The organism is Polycyclovorans algicola TG408, from assembly GCF_000711245.1.
GTDB lineage: Bacteria > Pseudomonadota > Gammaproteobacteria > Nevskiales > Nevskiaceae > Polycyclovorans > Polycyclovorans algicola.
Genome location: NZ_JOMH01000001.1, coordinates 2660143 through 2681406 on the forward strand (window position 1 = coordinate 2660143; position 21264 = coordinate 2681406).

The following is a 21264-nucleotide window of genomic DNA, read 5'->3' on the forward strand; positions in this document are numbered from 1 at the left end:
GGATCGGTACACTACGCGCCCTTCATTGCACTGTCTCGTTATTTGTGAACCTTACTGCCGATGCCCTGGCGGCGGCGCGTGCTGCGCTGGCGCACCCCGGTCTCACCGTCCTGATCACCGATCACGAACAGCACGCCTACCGACTTGAAGGACTGCTGCAGTTCTTTCTGGCTGACCGGCTGCGGCTGATTCACCTTGCCGACACCGAGGTGCTGCCGTACGACCCGTTCTCGCCGCATCAAGAAGTGGTCTCGCAGCGCATGGCCGCGCTCGCCGCACTGGCAGACGGGCAACCGGCCCTGCTGCTGGCCACCGCCGACAGCGCCATGCAGCGATTGCCCCCCCGGTCATGGCTGGACGGTCGCCGCTTTGATCTCAAGGTGGGTGATCGTCTACCGCTGGAGCGTTTCCGCGAGCGGCTGGTTCACGCCGGCTATGCGGCGGTGACCGAGGTGCAGACCCAGGGCGAGTTTGCGGTGCGCGGCGCCCTGCTTGACCTGTTCCCGATGGGCTCGACCGCCGCCTATCGCATCGACCTGTTCGACGAAGACATCGAAACCATTCGCACCTTCGACCCGGAAACCCAGCGCAGCGAGGGCAAGGTGGAACGTATTCATCTGCTGCCGGCGCGCGAATTTCCCACCGACCGCGAGGGCATCGAAGGCTTCCGTCGTCGCTACCGCGAGGCACTTTCGGGCGACCCGGCACGCAGCCGCATCTACAGCGATGTCAGCAAACGCGTGATGCCCGGCGGCATCGAGGCCTACCTGCCCCTTTTTTTTGACGACACCGCCTGCCTGGCCGACTACCTGCCCGACACCGCCAAGCTGTTCATCGCCTGTGACTTACGCGAACAACTGGACCGCGACTGGAAGCAGATCGGCGAGCGCTTCCAGCGCTATTCCGGCGACCTGAGCCGCCCGCTGCTGCCGCCCGACAAACTCTATCTGACGCCGCGTAAGGCGCTTGATCGGCTGCTGCCGTTCGAGCGCATCGAAGACCGCCCCGCCATACAGCCCTTGCCGCAAACCCCCGACGAGGTGCTGGCCTACTGCACCGCCAGCGAAGGCCGTGTGCTGTTTGTGGCCGAGTCCGCGGGTCGCCGCGAGGTGTTGATCGAGCGTCTGCGCCGCAATGGCCTGGCCCCGGCGCAACTCGATGATTGGCCGGCGTTCGAGCAGCAGACCAAGCGCTTCAGCGTGGTGCTGGGCCCGGTCGATGAAGGGCTGATCGACGCCCACAACGGCTACGGCATCGTCCCCGAGACCGCGCTCACCGGCCGCGCGCCCACTGCCACCATCCGCCGCGCCCGGGCGCAGCGGGTCCGTGACCCCGACACCCTGCTGCGCGACCTGTCGAGCTTGCAGATTGGCGCGCCCGTGGTGCACGTGCAACAGGGTGTGGGTCGTTATCTGGGGCTGGAGCGGCTCGACGCCGGCGGCGTCGCCACCGAGTACCTGGTGCTGGAATACGGCGGCGGCGACAAGCTCTATGTGCCGGTCGCCTCGCTGTCATTGATTCACCGCTACACCGGCGGCGACGATGCCACCGCGCCGCTGCACAATCTGGGCGCCGACAAATGGAAAAAGGCGCGCGACAAGGCGCAGTCCAAGGCCCACGACGTGGCCGCCGAACTGCTGCAGATTCAGGCCCGGCGACAGGCACAGACCGGTCAGGCACTGGCACTGGACGAACCTGACTACCAGCGCTTCTGCGATGGCTTTCCGTTCGAGCCGACGCCTGACCAACAGAAGGCCATTGACGCGGTGCTGGCCGACCTGCTCGCCGAAAAGCCCATGGACCGAGTGGTCTGCGGCGATGTAGGGTTCGGCAAGACCGAGGTCGCGTTGCGCGCGGTATTTGCCGCCGCACGCTCGGGTCGTCAGGTGTGCGTGCTGGCGCCCACCACCCTGCTGGCCGAACAGCACGCCAAGAACTTCAATGACCGCTTCGCCGACTGGCCGATTCGCGTCGCCGCCATGTCGCGCATGCGCACCACCAAAGAGCAGAAGGCCATGCTCGATCAGCTTGAAAAAGGCTCGCTGGACGTGGTCATCGGCACCCACCGCCTGCTGCAGCCCGACGTCAAGTTCAAGGATCTGGGCCTGGTGGTGGTCGATGAAGAACACCGCTTCGGCGTTCGCCACAAGGAAAAACTCAAGAACCTGCGCGCCAACGTCGACCTGCTGACGCTCACCGCCACGCCGATCCCGCGCACCCTCAACATGAGCCTCGCCGGCCTGCGTGACCTGTCGATCATCGCCACGCCGCCGGCCAACCGCATCGCCATCAAAACCACCGTGGCCGAGTGGGATAACGGCCTGGTGGTCGAGGCCATCCAGCGTGAATTGCGACGCGGCGGGCAGGTGTACTTCCTGCACAACGAAGTCGCCGACATCGAACTGTTCGGCGCCAAGCTTGCCGAGTTGGTGCCCGAGGGCCGCATCCGCATCGCCCACGGCCAGATGCGCGAACGCGAGCTGGAACAGGTGATGCTCGACTTCTACCACCAGCGCTTCAACATTCTGGTGTGTACCACCATCATCGAGTCGGGCATCGACGTCCCCAGCGCCAACACCATTCTCATCGACCGCGCCGATCATCTGGGGCTGGCGCAGTTGCATCAGTTGCGCGGTCGCGTCGGGCGCAGTCATCACCGCGCCTACGCCTATCTGCTGGTGCCCAGCAAGCGCAACATGAGTCCGGATGCCGAGAAGCGGCTGACCGCCATCGAAGCGCTGGGCGAGCTGGGTTCCGGCTTCGCGCTGGCCACCCATGATCTGGAGATTCGCGGCGCCGGCGAACTGCTGGGCGACGACCAGTCGGGCCAGATCGAAGAAATCGGCTTCACGCTCTATGCCGAGCTGCTGGCCCGCGCGGTCAAGGCCATTCAGCGTGGCGCGCTTAACGACGCACCGTTTGGCCAGAGCGAATGCGAGGTCGACCTGGGCGTGACCGCGCTGATTGCCGACGACTACCTGCCTGACATCGCCACCCGCCTGACCTTTTACAAGCGCATCAGCGAAGCCGCCGACGCCGACACGCTGGACGCACTCAAGGCCGAGATGATTGACCGCTTCGGCCCGCTGCCCGACGCCACCGCGCGGCTGTTCGACCAGGCCAGCCTGCGGATCGATCTGGTGGCACGTGGCTTCAGCCGCGCGCGCATCGGCGCCAAGTCGGCGGCGCTGGACTTCGGTCCGGTGGCGCGCTTCGACCCGCTGCAACTGGTCACACTGGTGCAAAAGGCCCCGAAGCTTTACCGGCTTGAAGGGCAGAAGCGCTTGCATGTACACGCCGACTTCAGCAACCCTGCCGAGCGCATCGAGCGTCTCGCGCCACTGTTCAAACTGTTGCCCCCCACTGCCCCACTGGAAGTCTCAGCCTGATGCCTTACTTTTCTCTAACGTCCCTGTTGCGCACCTTGGCCGGCGTGCTCCTCGCACTGGGCCTGGTGGGCGGCAGCGCGTTGGCCCAGGGGCCGCAATACCGGGTCGATGTGATCGTCTTTCTTGACCGACACGCCTCCACTGAAGGCGGCCAGCCGCTACCGGGTCGCAACCTGCCGCCAGGCTTGCAGCTTGACGACGGATTGGGTCTCGTCCAGGCGCGCATCTCGTTGTTGCCCGAAGACGACTTTGCCCTGAGCCAGCAATGGCGTCGTCTCGACAATGCCCAGCGCTACGAGCCCTTGGTGCGACTCAGTTGGCTGCAGGACAACCCGCCCGAGAAAAATGGCCCGCGCCTGCGCATCGAGGATGGCGCGGTGGTCACCTACGGCGAGGATGGCAGCACGCCGATCCTGGCCCTGAGCGGCTCGATTGCACTCGAGATGGGCCGCTTTCTGCACATCGATGCCGACCTGCGCTACGTGTCATCAGAATCGGGGGCGCCGCGCATCTACCCGATGCGTGAACGGCGCCGCGTGCGTCGCGGCGAGCTGCATTACCTCGACAGCCCGCGACTTGGTCTTCTGGCGCGCGTGGTACGGACTGACGACTAGGCTCGGTTGGTCACGCGTGTCCGATCCATTGACGGACAAGCCCAAGGCTGCAACGTCCAGGTTTTCAGCGCGCCGGCGGCACTGGCCAAGCACCGCTGAACCCCGCCTCCGCTTCCAGGCGCTTGGCCAGCGCGCGCGCCTCGGCGGCGTCGGCGAGACCACGCAATTGCACGCGGAACCACCGTCGCCCATTGACCGTCGCGTCCACGATATCGGGCGTGAAGCCTTTGCCGATCAGGCGCTGCTGCACCTTCAAGGCGTCTTCACGCTGACTCAGCGACGCCACGTTCAGCGCCCATCGGCCGTCGTTGGGGGCCGGCGCGGCGCGGGGCGCCGGGCTCGTCGTTGGACGGGCACGCTCTGTGGGTTCAGGGGACGGGCGACGCTCAGAAGGCGGCGCATTGTCGCGCGGCGCCGAACCCAACGCGCCACGAATGGCGCGATCACGGGCGTCGTCAATGCTGGGCGCTGAGGTTGCCGTTGGCTGGGGCGATGGCGCAGCGGGGCCGCGCGGCGTCAATGTTGCGGTCGGCGCTGGATCGCGAGGTGCTTGCGCCGCGGCTGACCCGACCTGCGCAACCCGGGTTTGCCCGCCCGCCAGACCGACAGCAACCGCCAGCGGCATCAGCGCACGTTGCTGACGCACGGCAACAAACTGGTCAGGCGCGATCTCCGCGTGTTGCGCCGCCGCGCCCGACATCAAGCGATAGCACGACGACGCCGTGAACACCGCCGCCTCGGCCTGGCCCGGCGTACTGATGGCCACCTGGCCTTCGGCAATGCACAGCACGGTGCGATCGGGATGGTGCTCGACAAAATATTCACCGCTGGTGACATTGATGCGAAACGGCCCCACGTCAACCACCATCGGCCAGCGTGCGCCGAAGTCGGGGTACTTCCAAACCAGCCGCAGATAGCCGCGCTCAACCCGAAGCTGGGTCAACAGGTTGACATCAAAGGTCGAAAACGGCGTTCGCTCAAGCACCATGGCGGTGTCAGCCCCCAACTCGACCCGGCCGTGACGGCTAATCACCAGATCAACCTCGCCCTGCTCGTCGACCACCACGCGATCAAGCGACTGCAAGGCGGTGCCTGTGGTCAGCGCCGTCGTCTTTCCCGACTCGGCTGCACGATGTTCGGCGCGCTCGGCGTGTTGGGCCACGAACACCGCCGTGCTGGCCGGCGCGGGCATGACAAACCCCAAGGCCACTATCGTGGCGAGCACCACCTGCAGACCACGTGTTCCCCTCATGCGGAGGGTGTCATGGCGTCGAACGGCCGACCGCGTGAGATCGCCCAGCCTTGGGCGTAATCCACTCCCATGGCATTGAGTGCGCCCAGCACCTCGATGTTTTCGACATGCTCGGCAATGGTCTTGATATTCATCTCGTGTCCGATGCGGTTGATCGCCTCCACCATGCCGCGATCAATGGGATTCTGCATCATCGAACGAACAAAGCTGCCATCAATTTTCAGGAACGAGACCGGCAGATTCCTCAGGTACGAGAACGACGACATGCCGACGCCGAAGTCATCGAGGGCAAAACAAAAGCCGACGTCGGTCAGTCGCTCGATGAAATTGCGCGCTTCCTTCAGGTGCGAGATTGCGGCGGTCTCGGTGAGCTCAAAACAGATTTGTTCGGCGGCCACCCCGTGGCGGTTCATGCAGTCGAGCACGAACGCGTAGAAGTCGTCGTCATTGACCGACAAGCCCGAAATATTCACCGCATAGAGCACCCCGTCAGCGGCGTGACGGCCCACGCCGGTAAAGGCCTTGTTGACCACCCAGCGGTCGAGGGCACCCATCAGGAAATAACGCTCCGCTGCAGGAATGAACAGGCCCGGCGAGATCAGTTGACCGGGATGCTCGTCGTCCTTCATGCGGACCAGCAGTTCACGGTAAACCACCTGCCCGGGGTCGCGGCAACGGACCACATCTTCGTAATGCAGCTCGAAGCGATCAAGATCGAGCGCCCGGTTGATCCGTGACACCATGCCCATCTCGCCGCGGCGGCGGTGGATCTCGTCGCTGGCGCCGGCAATGTGCAAGCGGTCGCGCCCGGCATCTTTGGAGGCAAAGCAAGCGGCGTCAGCCTCCGAAAGGGCCACAGCGGCACTGGCGGTCTGATCAGAGATCGATGTCAGTCCGATGCTGGTGGTGAGTCCGTACTGCGAACCGTCCCACTGGAAGCGGAAGGCGCGGGTCGCCTCCAGGATTTTTCGCATCACCTGCTCGGCGGCCTTGAGATCCTGATCGGGCATCAGCACGCCGAACTCGTCACCGCCGAGCCGCGCAAACACGTCCTGAGAGCTCAGCAAGGCGCGCAGGTGCCCGGCAAACTGGCGCAGCAGCTCATCGCCGGCAAAGTGTCCCAAAGTGTCGTTGATGACCTTGAACTGGTCGAGGTCAAGGTAGGCGAATGCGTGATGCCGATGATCACTGCGCGCCTCACTGATCATGGCCGACAGGCGACGCTCAAATTCTTCTCGGCTGAGCAGACCGGTCAGGGCGTCGTGTGTCGAGCGGTAGTTCAGCTCTTCAGCCAGCAGCACATTGACCGTGATATCGGCGACGATAAACACCGCGCCCGACGAACCATTGCCACGCCAATCGAATCGGCTGGCATCAACCCGTACCGCCAAACGTCGGCCTTCGCGGCTGACCAGCGACACCGACTCGAAATGCAGCGACTGGCGGTCATCACCGAGCGGACCGAGCGCGAACCAATCGACATGGGCGCCGCCACCCTCAAGGATCAGCAGAATACGGTCCACCGGCTGCCCGAGCGCTTCGTCAGCGCGCCACGCGGTCATGCGCTCAGCCGCGCCAGAAAACTCGACAATGCAGCCCGCCTTGTCGGTGACGATCACCGCCTCGCGCAGCAGTGTGCCGACGAAATGGCTGCGTTGACGCTGCTCGTCAAGTGCTTGAACCAGACTGCTTTCAACGGTGTCGAGCAACAGCGTTGCCGCCGCCGCACCGCCTTCGGCACGCCGCAGGCACAGTCGCACGTCGCGAGCGCCGCCCTTGAGCCGAAAGCGGACAAGCCGCTCGGTCTGGCTGCCGGGTTCATGACCGAGCCAGTCGCTGAGGTGGCCCAGCGGGTCACGGTCGTCAATCAGATCGAGCAGATCAATGCCGACGCGCCGGTCATCAAGACGCTGTACGCGATCGCGCCAGGCCGCATTGACCGACTGGATCACGCCCGCGGCATCCAGGAGGGCGGCCGACTCACGGCTCATCTCGAAAACGCTGTTCAGCGCCGACAGCGCGCCCTCAGACGCAATGGGGGCTGGCGGCTGCGCCTGGCGCGACGCGTGCACCCCGGGTTGTCGTCGTTCAATGCGGCGGAACAGACCGGACAAGTCGCCTTCAACCACGCTGACCTCGACAAACAGGTCGCGGTGCATCAAGCCCGCTTCGTTATCGGAGACGACCAGTCGGCCGTGCGGGGCCAGCGCCGCATGCAAATACTCGAGTAACTGGCGCTGGGCCTGCATGTCGAGCGTGGTGAGCAGGCCACGGCAGCTGATCAGATCGACGCTCAGTCGCGGCAGTGGGTCCAGGAGCGCCTGGCGCACGAACTGGCAGCGGCGCATCACCTCGGGGGCGAAGCGCATCACGCCATCGCCCTCATCGTCTTGCCGCGTCCAGGCTTGCAACACCTTGGGAATGCCCTTGCGTGCGTCGGGCGCCAGCCGCCCCTCGCGCGCGATGCTCAGCGCCGATATGTCGCTGTCGGTGCCGATCACCGTGACCTCGGTCAGGCCGGCCTTAAGCGACATCAATGCGAAGGCGAAAACCTCCTCCCCGGTGGAACAGCCAGGCACCCAAACAATGCGGCTGCGCGGCGCGGCGGCCCAACTGCCCAGCAACGAAAACGCGCCGGAAAACAGCCGTGGGTCGCGAAACAGCGGTACTGCCGGTGGCCGCAGTGCCTGCCCGAGCCGTTCACATTCGCCGACCGACATGGCCAGACGGTCGGCATATTGGTCCAGACTGGAGAGAGACAGCGTGCGTTTGCGCTTGTCCAGGCGCGCCAGCATCAGGTCGCGTTTGAAAAGCCCTATGTCGAGCCCCAAAGCGGCACGCATTCGTTCGGTGATGCGTCCCAGCGCCGCGGTGTCGGCGACGCTGAGCGCAGCGGAATCGACGGATCCGGGGTCGGTCATGCGGTCGCGGCGGCACCGCTGATCAAGGCCGCGATCAAGGCCTGGACCTGCGTCATGCCGCGCGCGATAGAGGCTTCGATTTCGGCGTGAATGCTGCCGCCGCCCTTGAGCCCCGCGCCCCAATTGACCGACACGGCAAGACAGGCATACGCGAGACCCTTCTCACGCGCCAGTGCCGCTTCAGGCATTCCGGTCATGCCGACCATGTCACAACCATCGCGCTGCAAGCGGCGAATCTCGGCAGCGGTCTCGAGGCGTGGCCCGTTGGTCACCCCCAGCACGCCCTCGCCGCAAAGCGTCACGCCAGACGCTGCCGCTGCCAAACGCAGGTCGGCGCGCAGGTCGGCGTCGTAAGCGGGTGTCATCTCGACATGGTCGAGCGGCGCGCCGGGGCGACCGTCCGAATAGCTATGCTCACGCCCGGTGGTGTAGTCAATCAGGTCCTCTGGCAAGGCCAGCCCACCGGGGGCAAGCCACTCGGCAATCCCGCCCACAGCGGCAATGGCAACCACGCGGGTGATGCCCAGCGCGGCCAGCGCCGCGATGTTGGCGCGATAGTTGATGGCATGCGGCGGTATCTTGTGGCCGTCGCCGTGGCGTGCCAGGAAAACCACCGACTGACCGCCGAGTCGTCCCTCGATCAGCGGCCCCGACGGCGGACCCCAGGGCGTTTCGAGGCGATGCGGTTGCACGACGTCCAGGCCCGGCCAGCGGTTGATGCCGGTGCCGCCGATGAGGGCGAGGGTGGCTGTCATGCGTCACCGCTCGCCGCGCCAACCGCATAAATGCCCGGCAGCTGGCGGAAATATTCCTTGTAGTCCATGCCGCAGCCGAACACGTAGCGATCAGGCAACGGCAAACCGACAAACTGGGCGGCCACGCCAGGGGCCTTGCGGCTGTGCCGCTTCTCGCTCAGCACCGCCGTCTTGAGGCTCGCAGGCGACTGCGCCAAAACCGCACGCTGGATCGCGAGCAGGGTGTGTCCTTCGTCAAGAATGTCATCAATGATCAACACGTGGCGATCCGTGAGTACGGTGCTGGGCTCCACTTTCCAGACCAACTGGCTGCCCGTCGTCTCACCGCGATAGCGGGTGGCGTGCAAATAATCCAGCTCGAACGGAAAGTTCAGGCGCTTGATGATTTCGACCGTCGGAATCAACCCGCCAATCATCACGCACAGCACCACCGGATTGAGCGTGGCGTATTCGACCCGTATGGCCCGCGAGATTCGGTCGTAGGCCGCATTGACGGCGCTGGCATCGAACAGACAATCGGCGTCAAGCAGCACCGCTTGGGCCTCGGCGAAGCGGCTGGGCGTGCTCATGCGGGCTCCCGGCGGTAGAGATTGTGCAGGCGAACACTGGCCGTCGGTCGGGGCCGCACATCGCGCAGTGCGTCGAGCAGGGCAATGCTGGCCGGACGGTCATTACAGACCAGCAACATGTCGGAGCCGGCATCCAGCGCCATGCGGGCGCGGTCTTCCATGCTGCCGACCGCTGCCGCGCCCCCCATCGACAGGTCGTCGGTAAACACCACGCCCTGAAAGCCGAGTTGTTTGCGCAGCACGGTTTTGACCCAGTGCGCCGACAGCGACGCGGGGGTGTCGTCCACTGCGGTGTAGCGCACGTGAGCGGTCATGATGGATTCAAGGCCGTCGCGAATCAGCGCCTCAAACGGCTGCAGCTCGCCGCGCTCGATGTCGGCCAGCGGTCGGCGGTCGACCGGCAGCTCATGGTGCGAGTCGGCGGTCACCGCGCCGTGGCCGGGATAATGCTTGCCGGTGGCGCTGAGCCCGGCACGGTTCAAGCCGCGACGAAACGCGCGGGCCAACTGGATGACGGTCTGCACGTCACTGCCAAAAGCCCGGTCACCGATCACGCCGGACACGCCGTGGTCAATATCGAGCACCGGCGCAAACGGCAGGTCGATGCCAAAGGCGGCCAGCTCGGTGCCAATGGTGTTACCCACCTGTTCGGCCTCGGCCTCGGCGTTGGCGACCGATTCACGCAGTCGTTCGCCGATGCTGCGCATGGCCGGCAGGCGCGAAAAGCCGACGCGAAAGCGTTGAATACGTCCACCCTCGTGATCGACCGCCAAAAGTAGACGAGGCGTTTTGATTGCCAGCAGGTCGTCACAGAGGGCCTTGAGCTGCACCGCGTCGCGATAATTGCGGGTGAAGAGAATCACCCCGCCCACCAGCGGATGCGACAGCACTTCACGATCCTCGGCGGTGACTTCGAGCCCGCCGACGTCGAGCATCAGCGGACCGATCAGCGACGGCTTATTCATGCAATGTCACCACGGTACCCGGCGCGACCTGATCGAAGAGTTGGATGATGTCAGCGTTGTTCATGCGGATGCAGCCTTTGGAGCCGGGCGTGCCCAGCGGTGTGACCGGCGGCGTGCCGTGCAGGTAGATGTAACGACGAAAGGTGTCGACCGACCCCAGCCGATTGAAGCCCGGCTCACAGCCCGAGAGCCAGAGGATGCGGGTCAGAATCCAGTCACGCCCCGGCTGGGCGGCGTGGGCTTCGGGGTTCCAGACCTCGCCGGTCCAGCGACGTCCGCGAAACACCGCACCGACCGGCGCGCCCTGCCCGATCTTGGCGCGGACCCGGTGGCGACCACGCGGCGTGCAGCCGGAGCCATTGACCTCGCCAACCCCGTTGGCGCCAGTCGAGATCGCGACATCCATCAGTTCGCGGCTGCCGTCCCTGAGGACCAGCCGCTGCGCCGACAGGTCGATGTCAATCTCCACGTTGTTCGGCCTCACTCCAGTCGCGGAAAGGACGCTGTGACAGCGCGTGGTTGTAGTAACGGGCCTTTTCGGTGACCTCGGCGCCCAGCCAGTCGGGCCGGACGATGGCCTGATCTTCGCTGCGCAGCTCGACCTCCGCAACAATCAGCCCCTCGCTGTGGCCGTGGAACTCGTCGATTTCCCAGAGCAGCCCGTCGCGCTCGACGAAGTGACGGGTTTTTTCCACCGTGCCAACGGTGAGAGTGGCCAGCAGCGTTTTGCCTTCATCCAGCGGAATGCCGTAGTCAAACTCGGCACGGCTGGCGCCGATCACCGCCGCCTTGATGTTGAGTCGCGCCTCATCACCGGCCACCCGCACGCGAATCGACGACTTGCCGCCGACGCCCACCAGATAGCCCTGCGCCATGGGTTGGCGGCGCGATACCTCGCCACGCCATGCGGCGCTGGCGAGCAGAAATTTACGTTCGATTTCGAGGGGCATGGGGGAAGGGCTGAAGACTTAAGGATGAGGGGTGGTGTGCGGAAGCCTGCGCATTACGCCTCGCGAACAAATAGCGCCATGCTCTCGATGTGTGCGGTGTGCGGAAACATGTCCATCACCCCGGCCCGCGCCAACCGATAGCCGTGCTGATGCACCAGCGCGCCGGCATCGCGCGCCAAGGTGCCGGGCTGGCACGATACATAGACCACGCGAGACGGCTTTTTGGCAGCGATCAGCGGCATCATCACCTCGGCCCCGCTGCGGGGTGGGTCGAGCAGCACGGCGTCGAAGTGACCCGCCAGCCAATCCGCCTCGGCCCCCGCCTTGAACAGGTCAGCTTTTTCAAAGCGGATGGACAGATTGTTGCGCCGGGCGTTGTCGCGAGCGCGCTGCACCAGACCGGCGTCGCCCTCGACCGCCGTGAGGTCGACGCCGCGCGCGGCCAGCGGCAGCGAGAAATTGCCGAGTCCACAGAACAGTTCCAGCATCCGCTCACCGGGCTGCGGCGCCAGCCAGTCGATGGCCTGGTTGACAACACGCTGGCTGATGAAAGCATTGACCTGGATAAAGTCGGCAATCTCGAACTGCAGGCGCCGCTCGCTGCCGTCCGGGGAATAGTCGAGCACCCGCGTCGGCGGGTTCAGCGGCGTGATGGTGCTCAGCCCGCCGGGCTGCAGGCGCAGCTCGAAACCGGTGTCTTCGGCGAGCTGCCGCAGCACGGCAAGGTCGTCTTCAGTGGGTTTTTCGAGCACGCGAATCGACAGGCAGACATGTTCTGCGGCGGCCATCTCGATCTGCGGAATCTTGTCGGCAATGCCGGTGCGCGCCAGGGCATCGGCCAGGACCTCGAGCTGCTCGCCGACGCGCGCATCGAGCACCGGGCAGCGCTGCAGCTCGGCAAGCAGATGGGTGCGCCGCTCGCGAAACCCGACCAACACCTTCTGCTTGTTGATGACCCACTTCGCACCCATGCGGGCGCGACGGCGATAGCCCCAGACCGGGCCGGTCACCGGCGCGGCGATGTCTGTCGGCGTGACTTTGCCGATGCGTGCCAGCGCTTCAATCAATTGCTTCTGCTTGAAACGGACCTGCGCCTCAGGCGACAGATGCTGCAGGGCGCAGCCGCCACAGACCCCAAAATGCGTGCAGCCGGGCGTGACGCGGTCGGGACTCGGCGTCTCAACGCGCAGCGTTTGCCCCTCGTCAAATGACTTGCCGGCGGCCAGGTACTTGAAGGTGACGGTTTCCGCCGGCAAGGCATCCGCAATGAACACCACCTTGCCGTCGATGCGGGCAATGCCGCGACCGTCTTCAGACAGGTCGATGACTTCGGCCCGGTGCTCGCCTTCAGGGACACGACGCGCCCGTCGCCTCATGCCGGGTAGACGCCGGTCGAGATGTAGCGATCGCCCCGGTCACAGGCGATGGAGACGATGGTGGCACCCTCCAGACGTTTGCACAGCTGCAGTGCCACCCACATGGCCCCGCCCGATGACGGCCCGCAAAAGAGTCCTTCGATACGGGCCATGTCACGCATGGTGGCTTCGGCAGCGGCCGCTGACACTTCGATCACCTCATCGACGCGCGGCCGCTCGAAGATCTTCGGCAGATACGCCTCGGGCCATTTGCGGATGCCGGGAATCGACGACTCACCATCGGGCTGAACGCCGACAATCTGCGGGGCTGGATGCTGTTCCTTGAAGAAGCGCGAGCAGCCCATGATGGTGCCGGTGGTCCCCATGCTGGAGACGAAATGCGTTATCGACCCGCCGGTGTCGCGCCAGATCTCGGGGCCGGTGCCCTCGTAATGGGCGCGCCAGTTGTCCGGGTTGGCGAACTGATCGAGCACGATGCCCTTGCCTTCACGCGCCATCTGCTGGGCGAGATCGCGTGCGCCCTCCATGCCCTGTTCCTGGGTCACCGGGATGATCTCGGCGCCGTAGGCCTTCATGCTGGCGCGACGCTCGGCGCTCATGTGGGCGGGCATGATCAGCACCATGCGGTAACCCAGCACCGCAGCCGCCATGGCCAGCGCGATGCCCGTGTTGCCCGACGTGGCCTCGATCAGGGTGTCTCCCGGCTTGATTTGGCCCCGCTCCTGCGCGCGATAAATCATCGAATAAGCCGGACGGTCTTTCACCGAGCCGGCCGGATTATTGCCTTCGAGCTTTGCAAACAATCGGTTGTTGCCGATGCCCGGCAGGCGCGTCATTTGCACCAGAGGCGTGTTGCCTATGGTGTGGGCCAGCGTTTGAGTAGACATGGCCTAAAGTGTAGCGATCTATCTTCGAGGAAGGCGTTTTGAAGTCGCGGCTGACCCCTGCAATCTGCGTGTTCTGGATGATCCAGCCATGGTTGCTGGCCGGACTGCTGGTCGGCCTGTTGCGCTGGCTGATGCCGGGCAGTGCATTGAGCGACAACCCAGGGGCCCTGCTACTACTGGCGGGCGCACTCGCCATGGTGCTGAGCATCTGGCTTGGGCTGCGCCTGTCGCGCGGGCTGGCACATTTAGCGCAGGCGAGCCACGCCCTGGCACAGGGACGTGTCGAGCAACGCGCGCCCTCCGACCTGTCCGCGCCCCTGCATGCCGTGGCCGAACAGCTCAACCAGCTGGCGCGCACCATGGGCCAGACGCAGGAGCACCACAACCGGCTGATGCAGCAATCCACGACCCGCCTCAAGGCCGAGCACACGCGGCTGCAGACCCTCAACAACGAGATGCGCGCCGCGCTGCTGCAGACGCAGGCGGCCGCCGAAAGCCAGTCCGCCCTGTTCGCCAATCTCAGCCACGAACTGCGGACGCCGCTGACCGGCATTCTCGGCTACGCCGACCTGTTGCGACGTTCGGCGCTTGATCCCGAGCAGGAGCAATACCTCGACACCCTCGACAAGTCGGCGCGCGGCCTGCTGACGATGATCAACGACCTGCTCGACTGGAGCCGCATCGAGTCGGGTCGTCTGCGGCTCAATGAGGAGCGCTTCGATATTCACGAAGTGGTCGAAAACGTAACCACCCTGCTGGCGCCACTGGCGTATCAGAAAGACCTGGAGCTGGTGCGTATCGTTTACCACGACGTGCCGCGCTGGTTGTCAGGCGATGCCCAACGTCTGCGACAGATTCTCACCAACCTGCTGTCCAACGCCATCAAATTCACCGAGGTCGGCGAAGTCGTCGTGCGCATCATGCAAGGCGACGCCGATGAGCGGCACGTGTGGCTGGATTTTTCCGTGCAGGACACGGGCGTCGGCATCAGCGAGGCGGTACAGGCGCGGTTGTTCCAGCCGTTTCAACAGGCCGGTCACAGTCAGGGCGGCAGTGGCCTGGGCTTGTCGATCAGCCGCCGTCTGGCCGAGATGATGGGCGGTGAGATCACCTTGCAGAGTGAACCGAAAAAGGGCTCGATCTTCAAGGCTCGGCTCCCTTTCCGCAGCGCTGGCCGCGCCGATGACCCACCGCCGGACTGGCGTATGCGGGGCAGCAAGGTGTGGCTGCTGGAACCGCATCCCACCGCGCGCCTGGCGCTGACCCATTGGCTGAGCTTTTGGGGCGTCGAGGTGATCAGCTTCGACAGCCCGCAGGGGCTTGCCGAGCGGCTGGAAATTGCGCAGGGGCTCCCCACCCTGGTGATCGTCGGCTTTCACACCGACGAGATCGAATCGCTGCACCCGGTGCTCAAGCGTTGTGGTGACCGCAAGCCGCCGCTGCTGGCATTGGTGGCCTCGGCCTCGCTGGACATACAACTGCGGCTCCGAGCGCTGGGCGCCGCGGCCTGTGTGCCCAAGTCCATCGACCATCAGGCGCTACTGCAGGTGCTGGTCGACCTCAGCACCCAGACCGCCAGCCAGAGACCGCTGGCGCGGCGCCGTGCCCTGATTGCCGATAACAATCTCAGCAACCTTCGCTACCTCGCGCTGCTGGCGGTCGAGCTGGGGCTGGAGGTGCTTGAGGCGCGCGATGGCGAGCAGGCGCTGGCCCTGTACCGCGAGCACCGGGTCGAATTTGTGCTGCTCGATGCCCGCATGCCGCGACTTGACGGACCTGGTTGCGCGCGCGCCATTCGTGAGTCGGCGACAGAGGGCTCGCAGCCACGCATCGTCGCCATCAGCGCTCACCTTGAGCCGGACGAGCGGCGCGCCTTTCTTGATGCGGGTGCCGACCAGATTCTGCTCAAACCGTTTGACGAGCGGCAGTTGCTCAACGCCCTGCTGCCGGCCCCGGCCCGGCAAGCGACACCCTCCTCACGGCTACTGGGCAAGGACCCGGAAATGCTGTCGCTGCTGCGTGAAGAGTTGCCGCTACAGCGGGCCGAGCTTGACTCGGCTTTCGCCGCCGACGCGCTTGATGTCGCCCGCGACGCGGCCCACCAACTGCGCGGCACGGCCGCGTTCTATCACCTGGGCCATCTGCGTGAAGCCACCAATGCGCTGGAAGAGCGGCTGCGCCTGGTGGCCGCCACGGATGACGCACGCCCCGAGTGCGAGGCCGTTCACCGCGCCATCGCCACCGCCCTGACCGAGATCGACGCGCGGCTGGCCGAACTGGCTGACTGACCTCATCCGCCGCTCAGTGTTGTTCGAGAATCACCGTGGCCAACACCCAGTCGCCGTCGTCGGTGAGCGCGAGATGCGCGTGGCTGATGCCGCGCTGATCGAGCAACGCCTGCAGCGCCGCGCTGAACTGCAGCGATGGCGCGCCAATGGCGGTACGACGCACACCGCAGTCGCGATGATCGACCCCGCGAAAGCCCGTGCCCAGCGCCTTCACCAGCGCTTCTTTGGCGGCAAAACTTTTCGCCACGCGGTTGGCGCGCTGGGCGCCTTCGGGCAGATCAGCCTGTTCGTCTTCGGTCAGTAAGCGATCGAGGAAGCGCTGGCCGTGACGCGCCAGCACCCGCTCGATGCGGCTGACGCGAATCAGGTCGTTGCCCAGCCCGACGATCATGCGGCGCGCGGCCGGAGGTCGGCACGCGCATCCGTCATCACGCGGCGCATCTCGGCGATTGCCGCCGGCAGGCCGACGAAAAGGGCCCGGGCGATCAGGCTGTGGCCAATGTTGAGCTCGACAATTTCCGGGATGCGGGCAATGGCGCCGACGTTCTGTAAATGTAGGCCGTGGCCGGCGTGGACTTCGAGCCCGGCGTCGGCCGCTACGCGTGCGAAGTCGCGAATGCGCTGCAGTTCGTGGTGTTGTACGTCGCCCTCGGCATCGGCATAACGACCCGTGTGGATTTCGATGTGCGGCGCGCCCGTGGCAAGGCTGGCGGCAAGTTGCGCCGGGTCGGCATCAATGAACAGCGCCGGCACGACACCGGCCTGTCGCAGGCGCGTGCAGGCTTGGGTCACTGCCGCTGCGTGCCCGGCAACATCGAGGCCGCCTTCGGTGGTGATCTCTTGCCGCTTTTCCGGCACCAGACAGGCAAACGCCGGACGGGCCTGACAGGCCAGCGCAATCATCTCGTCGGTGACGGCGATTTCAAGGTTGACCGGTACCGGGCTGCGCGCCACCAGCCGAAAAACGTCGTCGTCCTGGATGTGGCGCCGGTCTTCGCGCAAATGAATGGTCAGGCTGTGCGCGCCGCCGCTGGCCGCCATCAACCCGGCCTCGACCGGGTCGGGATACACCGTGCCACGCGCCTGACGCACGGTGGCCACATGGTCAATATTGACGCCAAGGCGCAGTGACGGGACACCAGAAACAGACATGAAATGGCTCCGGGGGCGGGTGGGCATTATGCCGGGGGCAGCCGCGTGCGGAACTGTCGCATCAGCACCGAGCTTTGCAGCTTGCGCCCACCCAGGGCCTGATCCAGCACCGGCTTGAGCAGCCGCCTTGCGGCAATGCACTGCGCGGCGTCCAGAGTCGCCTCATCAGCAGCCAGGGCCTCCAGCGTCGCCCGCGTGATGCCCTCTGCGGCGACTGCCCGTTGCCACACACCCTGCGCGGTCCACCGCCAGCTCTGCCCCTCACCCTCGGGCAGGTGGGCCAGCCCGAAGCCGACCTCCTGCAGCAGCCGCCACTCGAAACGCCGCAGTGCCGAGTCGGCCGCCGCGCCTGACACGGCTTCCAGCGCGTGGACGTAGGCACTGAACAGCAGCGGATGGGGATCATCGCGCGCCAGCAACTTCAGCAACAGTTCGTTGAGGTACCAGCCGTAGAGCACCCGCTCGGCTGACAACGGCGGCGGCAAGGCCTCAACGTCGGCATGCGTCAGGGTCTTGAGTTCACCACCGCCAGTCAGCCCGATATCGAGCAGTGCAAAGGGCTGCAAGGCCCCGCGCAGGCGGCTACGCGGCGCCCGCGCCCCGCGACCCACGGCCCCCACCCGTCCGTGCTCGGGCGTAAACAGCTCGAGCAGTGCCGAGGTTTCACGGTAGGGCCGGGATTGGAGAACGTAGGCCGACGTCAAGGTGAGCTGCGCTTACAGGCGATAAATGCCCACGATCTGGGAGAACGTGGTCGCCCCGCTGCACTCGGACGGCGGAATTTCGACCTGCAAGGTCAGGATGATGTCGCGGTTCGGATCCGGAGCCTCGTCAGGCGTCTGGTGAACGAAGGACACCTGCTGTGGACCGGTGTTGGTGTTGAATGGCCCAACGGTCGCCGGTTCGAGAACCGAACCGTCGGTCGTGATCAGGGTGTACGTCGTTCCGGAAGGTGGCACCTGGCCATTGATGTCGGACACTTCAATGTTGATCCCCAGCGTTTCGCCGGGGCCGACACCGGCCGGCTGGAACGGACAAAGACCACCGGCGTCACTGCAACTGATCAGCAAACCGTTACGGGCGAGCGAGAAAATGACATCGCCGGATGCCCTGACGTGCACCAGGTCGCTCTCGCAGTTCAGCCCGGGCGCATCGCAGACGTAGCCGTTGAACTCACCATCGCCCAACGAGTACTGCTGATCCTGATTGGTGTCGACGAATGGCTCGTCAGGGCCCCGGCTACCGTCGCCATCGTTGTCGACAAAGGCTTCGGGAAGATCGTCATCAAACCCATCGCCCGCGTCAAAGAAACCGTTGCCGTTTCGATCGATGAAGGTTTCCTCGCCCAGCGCCGTGGCCAGCACCGCGACGCGGCCGTTGTCGGGCCGGGGGTTGCGGACGTTGAGCACAACCGAGCAGACGCCCGACTCCAGGGTCGAATCACCCAAGGGGTCACCGGTGAAGCAGGTCGACTGAATGGCACCGCCCTCGGTGCGGAAATTGACCGCCGTGTCTTCGGGGGCGGGGTTATTGAATCGGTCGGCCAGTCGCACGCTGACATTGACGGGTTCACCTGTGCAGGTGCCGTCCACTGCGAGGCGATCAAAGGCCAGGGTCATGCTGTCTTGATCGGGAAGGCCGGTCGAGATCGCCAGTCGCTCCGACTGCGTGGCAATGACCGATCCGCCATCGACGGCCACCGAAGCCCGCACCCGCACTGCGGTCGGAATCGACCCGCCGCTGACCACCGTTCGCACGATCCCTTGGTTGTCGCTGACGGCCGACGATGGGGTCAGGCTGACCTGCCCCACCGTCGAGCTCAGCGCGAACTCGACGCGCTGGTTGGGGACCACACCACCGGTGGTGTCGCGAACCCTGAATTGCACGGTGGCCTGTGTCGAAATCGGACTGCCAATCAAGCCGATGATCGCCGGGTCGACGGAGACGAATTCAACTTGTCCCAGTTCAGCGGCCGCAACGTTGACGGTGCCGCGGGCCGTTTCGGTGCCGTCATCAAGCGTCACGCGGGCAGTGATCTCGTCGGCACCGCTGCAACCCTGTGCGATGTAGGTGGTGTCGAAACGGCCACTGCTGGCGTCGACGACGACAGGCTCGAAACGACTCAGCCCCGCGGCGCTGCAATCGGACTGAAAACTGACCGAAAGGGGCGTGTCCGAGACCCGTTCACCGGCGGCATCGACCACGTCAACACGAACGGCCGTCTGACCGCCCGCCGAGAGCTCGGTCACGCCAATCGACAGCGCACCCTCGCTGAAAGCACCTTGATCCAGCGTGCCGAGGCGCAATGCCGTTGGCGTTTCGCCATCGGGGGGGAGCGTGGGGGTCGGGCTGACGTTTTCACCGCCGCCGAAAGAGGCTTCCCCTCCACAGGCGCCCAACAACAGCGCGCACGCCAGCCAGCACCCGCCCGTCGACAAAGCTTTCTGCACGACTTACTCCCAATTGATGAACTCACCCCAAGTCCGCCGGATAGTAAGTTGAAAGCGCTGCCCCAACAACCGCTTGCCCGCCCTTTTGGAGGCCGTTTGGCAGGTCGGCGCTGCCGTCTGACACGCGTCGGTGCTGCGCGAGGAATAACGTGCGTCATGCAACGGCGATTCAGGTCCTCGTGGTAGAACATGCGAGCTTCTGGGGCGGCGCCCCACTCTCACGATTCGCAATGAGCATCAGGCCTTTTTTATGGTGATACCGACTGCTGTGGGCTTCGCAAAAAACGCGCGACAGGCGTTGCTGATCACGGCCTTCGCGCTGGCGGCGATCAGCCAGGCGATTGCCAGTGAAAACGAGCCTGATCCGCCCTCCACGACAATCGAGCCGATTGATCCGCCGCCGCCGGAATCAGCACCGCCGGCGCCAGCCCCAACGGGCGACGCGACTGAACAAGCGCCAACCTCGGAGGACGCTGACGCTGCGGAGTCCGCGCCTGAAGCCGACGCCGAGCCAGCCGATGCCACGCCCGTCGAGGACCCAGCCCCTGAAGGCAGCGCTGACAGCGACGATGCCGCCGGCACCCTGAAACCAACCGACTCGTCCGCGACCGGCGAGATTCTGCCGCTACCGTCCACTGAATCGTCGGCCAGCCCGGCCAGCTTCGAATTGCTGGACGCCAAGGTGGCGGCTGGCACTGTACAGCGGGTGTCGTGGTACCCCCCTGACTCCTTTGGGGGGCTCTCTGAGCCGACCCCGGTGCTGGTGGCGCACGGCAGCAAGCCGGGCCCCACGCTGTGTCTCACCGCGGCCATTCACGGCGACGAACTCAACGGCATTGAGATGGTGCGTCGCATTGTTTTCGACCTGGATGCCACGCAGCTGGCGGGTACGGTCATCGGCATTCCCATCGTCAGCCTGCAGGGTTTTCGGCAGGGGTCCCGCTACCTGGCCGACCGTCGAGACTTGAACCGCTATTTTCCCGGTGATGCCCGTGGCAGCGCCGCCGCGCGGATTGCCCATTCGCTGTTCACCAAGGTCATGACCCAATGTGATGCGCTGGTCGACCTGCACACGGGATCGTTTCACCGCACCAACCTTCCGCAGATTCGCGGTGACCTGTCGATTGAATCGGTTGCGCATCTGACGCGTGGCTTCGGCGCCACCTCGGTACTCAATGGCGCCGGCCCGACCGGCTCGCTGCGCCGCGCAGCCACCGACATCGGCATTCCCGCCGTGACGCTGGAGGCCGGTGAGCCGCACCGCTTCCAGCCCGAGGAAGTTGAACACGGCGTAAGGGCGCTGCGCAGCCTGCTCAACCACCTGGAAATGGTGCCGCGCTTCCGCCGCTGGCGTGAGCCGCAGCCGGTGTATTACGAATCAGTGTGGGTACGCGCCAACGAGGGCGGCATTCTGGTCAGCAGCGTGCCGTTGGGTGCGCAGGTCGTTCGTGATCAGGTGTTGGGCACGGTGACCGACCCCATCAACAATCGCCGTTACGAGATTCGCTCGCCGCACAAGGGCCGGGTCATCGGCATGGCACTGAACCAGTCGGTGATTCCCGGTTTTGCGGCCTATCACGTCGGCATCGAACGCCAGGAAGAAGAACTCAAAGAAGCACCACAGGCCGAGCAAACCCCCGCAGACGATGGCGGCGTGCCCGACGACAAGGCGCCGCCGGGCGATTGACGCGTCGGC

At 65.3% G+C, this 21264-nt stretch carries 17 protein-coding genes; 4 read left to right on the forward strand and 13 right to left on the reverse strand.

From position 1 onward, the window contains the following. Positions 1-44: 44 nt before the first annotated feature. Together mfd and U741_RS0112720 are read left to right on the forward strand one after the other, a co-directional pair. Positions 45-3389: a transcription-repair coupling factor gene (gene mfd / locus U741_RS0112715; protein ID WP_052378791.1), complete on the forward strand. Its 3345-nt coding sequence runs from the start codon at positions 45-47 to the stop codon at positions 3387-3389. Next, positions 3389-4003 (forward strand): CsiV family protein, encoded by a 615-nt coding sequence (locus tag U741_RS0112720; RefSeq protein ID WP_084154853.1) that lies wholly within the window; start codon positions 3389-3391, stop codon positions 4001-4003. The genes mfd and U741_RS0112720 overlap by 1 nt, the downstream gene beginning before the upstream one ends. Before the next feature lie 64 nt (positions 4004-4067). Here the strand turns inward: U741_RS0112720 and U741_RS0112725 are convergent, their stop codons facing one another. Genes U741_RS0112725 through cysM form a run of 9 tightly spaced genes read right to left on the reverse strand, consistent with a single transcriptional unit; the run spans position 4068 to position 13678 of the window. Beyond that, the gene (locus U741_RS0112725) at positions 4068-5255 is read right to left on the reverse strand and encodes an SPOR domain-containing protein (RefSeq protein WP_084154854.1); all 1188 of its coding nucleotides are present in this window, start codon (positions 5253-5255) and stop codon (positions 4068-4070) included. Further along, a complete protein-coding gene (locus tag U741_RS18575; RefSeq protein WP_052378792.1) occupies positions 5252-8176 on the reverse strand; it encodes an EAL domain-containing protein in 2925 nt (974 codons plus the stop codon). Before U741_RS18575 ends, U741_RS0112725 begins: the two co-directional genes overlap by 4 nt. Next, positions 8173-8931 (reverse strand): S-methyl-5'-thioinosine phosphorylase, encoded by a 759-nt coding sequence (locus U741_RS0112735; RefSeq protein ID WP_029890836.1) that lies wholly within the window; start codon positions 8929-8931, stop codon positions 8173-8175. The genes U741_RS18575 and U741_RS0112735 overlap by 4 nt, the downstream gene beginning before the upstream one ends. After that, the gene (locus tag U741_RS0112740) at positions 8928-9500 is read right to left on the reverse strand and encodes a hypoxanthine-guanine phosphoribosyltransferase (RefSeq protein ID WP_029890837.1); all 573 of its coding nucleotides are present in this window, start codon (positions 9498-9500) and stop codon (positions 8928-8930) included. Before U741_RS0112740 ends, U741_RS0112735 begins: the two co-directional genes overlap by 4 nt. Further along, a complete protein-coding gene (gene nagZ, locus U741_RS0112745; RefSeq protein ID WP_029890838.1) occupies positions 9497-10465 on the reverse strand; it encodes a beta-N-acetylhexosaminidase in 969 nt (322 codons plus the stop codon). The genes U741_RS0112740 and nagZ overlap by 4 nt, the downstream gene beginning before the upstream one ends. Then, on the reverse strand, positions 10458-10934 hold the full coding sequence (locus tag U741_RS0112750; protein ID WP_029890839.1) for a L,D-transpeptidase family protein: 477 nt from the start codon (positions 10932-10934) through the stop codon (positions 10458-10460). The genes nagZ and U741_RS0112750 overlap by 8 nt, the downstream gene beginning before the upstream one ends. Then, positions 10924-11415 carry a CYTH domain-containing protein gene (locus tag U741_RS0112755; RefSeq protein WP_029890840.1) on the reverse strand — a complete coding sequence of 164 codons (492 nt, stop codon included), beginning with the start codon at positions 11413-11415 and terminating at the stop codon, positions 10924-10926. The genes U741_RS0112750 and U741_RS0112755 overlap by 11 nt, the downstream gene beginning before the upstream one ends. Before the next feature lie 53 nt (positions 11416-11468). Beyond that, complete coding sequence (rlmD, locus tag U741_RS0112760) at positions 11469-12791, reverse strand: 23S rRNA (uracil(1939)-C(5))-methyltransferase RlmD (protein ID WP_029890841.1); 1323 nt, start codon at positions 12789-12791, stop codon at positions 11469-11471. Continuing rightward, positions 12788-13678: a cysteine synthase CysM gene (cysM, locus tag U741_RS0112765; protein ID WP_029890842.1), complete on the reverse strand. Its 891-nt coding sequence runs from the start codon at positions 13676-13678 to the stop codon at positions 12788-12790. The genes rlmD and cysM overlap by 4 nt, the downstream gene beginning before the upstream one ends. 38 nt (positions 13679-13716) lie before the next feature. Here cysM and U741_RS0112770 point away from each other — a divergent pair, with 38 nt between their 5' ends. Next, positions 13717-15966 carry an ATP-binding protein gene (locus tag U741_RS0112770; protein ID WP_152551610.1) on the forward strand — a complete coding sequence of 750 codons (2250 nt, stop codon included), beginning with the start codon at positions 13717-13719 and terminating at the stop codon, positions 15964-15966. Between the two features lie 13 nt (positions 15967-15979). On the opposite strand, the gene acpS is transcribed toward U741_RS0112770, so the two are convergent. The 4 genes from acpS to U741_RS0112790 are packed head-to-tail and all read right to left on the reverse strand — an operon-like array spanning position 15980 to position 19568. Further along, positions 15980-16357: a holo-ACP synthase gene (gene acpS, locus U741_RS0112775; protein ID WP_029890844.1), complete on the reverse strand. Its 378-nt coding sequence runs from the start codon at positions 16355-16357 to the stop codon at positions 15980-15982. After that, the gene (locus U741_RS0112780; RefSeq protein WP_029890845.1) at positions 16354-17118 is read right to left on the reverse strand and encodes a pyridoxine 5'-phosphate synthase; all 765 of its coding nucleotides are present in this window, start codon (positions 17116-17118) and stop codon (positions 16354-16356) included. Before U741_RS0112780 ends, acpS begins: the two co-directional genes overlap by 4 nt. Before the next feature lie 26 nt (positions 17119-17144). Beyond that, complete coding sequence (recO, locus tag U741_RS18580; RefSeq protein ID WP_029890846.1) at positions 17145-17822, reverse strand: DNA repair protein RecO; 678 nt, start codon at positions 17820-17822, stop codon at positions 17145-17147. A 12-nt stretch (positions 17823-17834) separates the two neighbouring features. Beyond that, positions 17835-19568 carry an Ig-like domain-containing protein gene (locus U741_RS0112790; protein WP_029890847.1) on the reverse strand — a complete coding sequence of 578 codons (1734 nt, stop codon included), beginning with the start codon at positions 19566-19568 and terminating at the stop codon, positions 17835-17837. A 268-nt stretch (positions 19569-19836) separates the two neighbouring features. On the opposite strand from U741_RS0112790, the gene U741_RS17910 reads away from it, so the two are divergent. After that, complete coding sequence (locus U741_RS17910; protein WP_052378793.1) at positions 19837-21255, forward strand: succinylglutamate desuccinylase/aspartoacylase family protein; 1419 nt, start codon at positions 19837-19839, stop codon at positions 21253-21255. Positions 21256-21264: the final 9 nt, after the last annotated feature.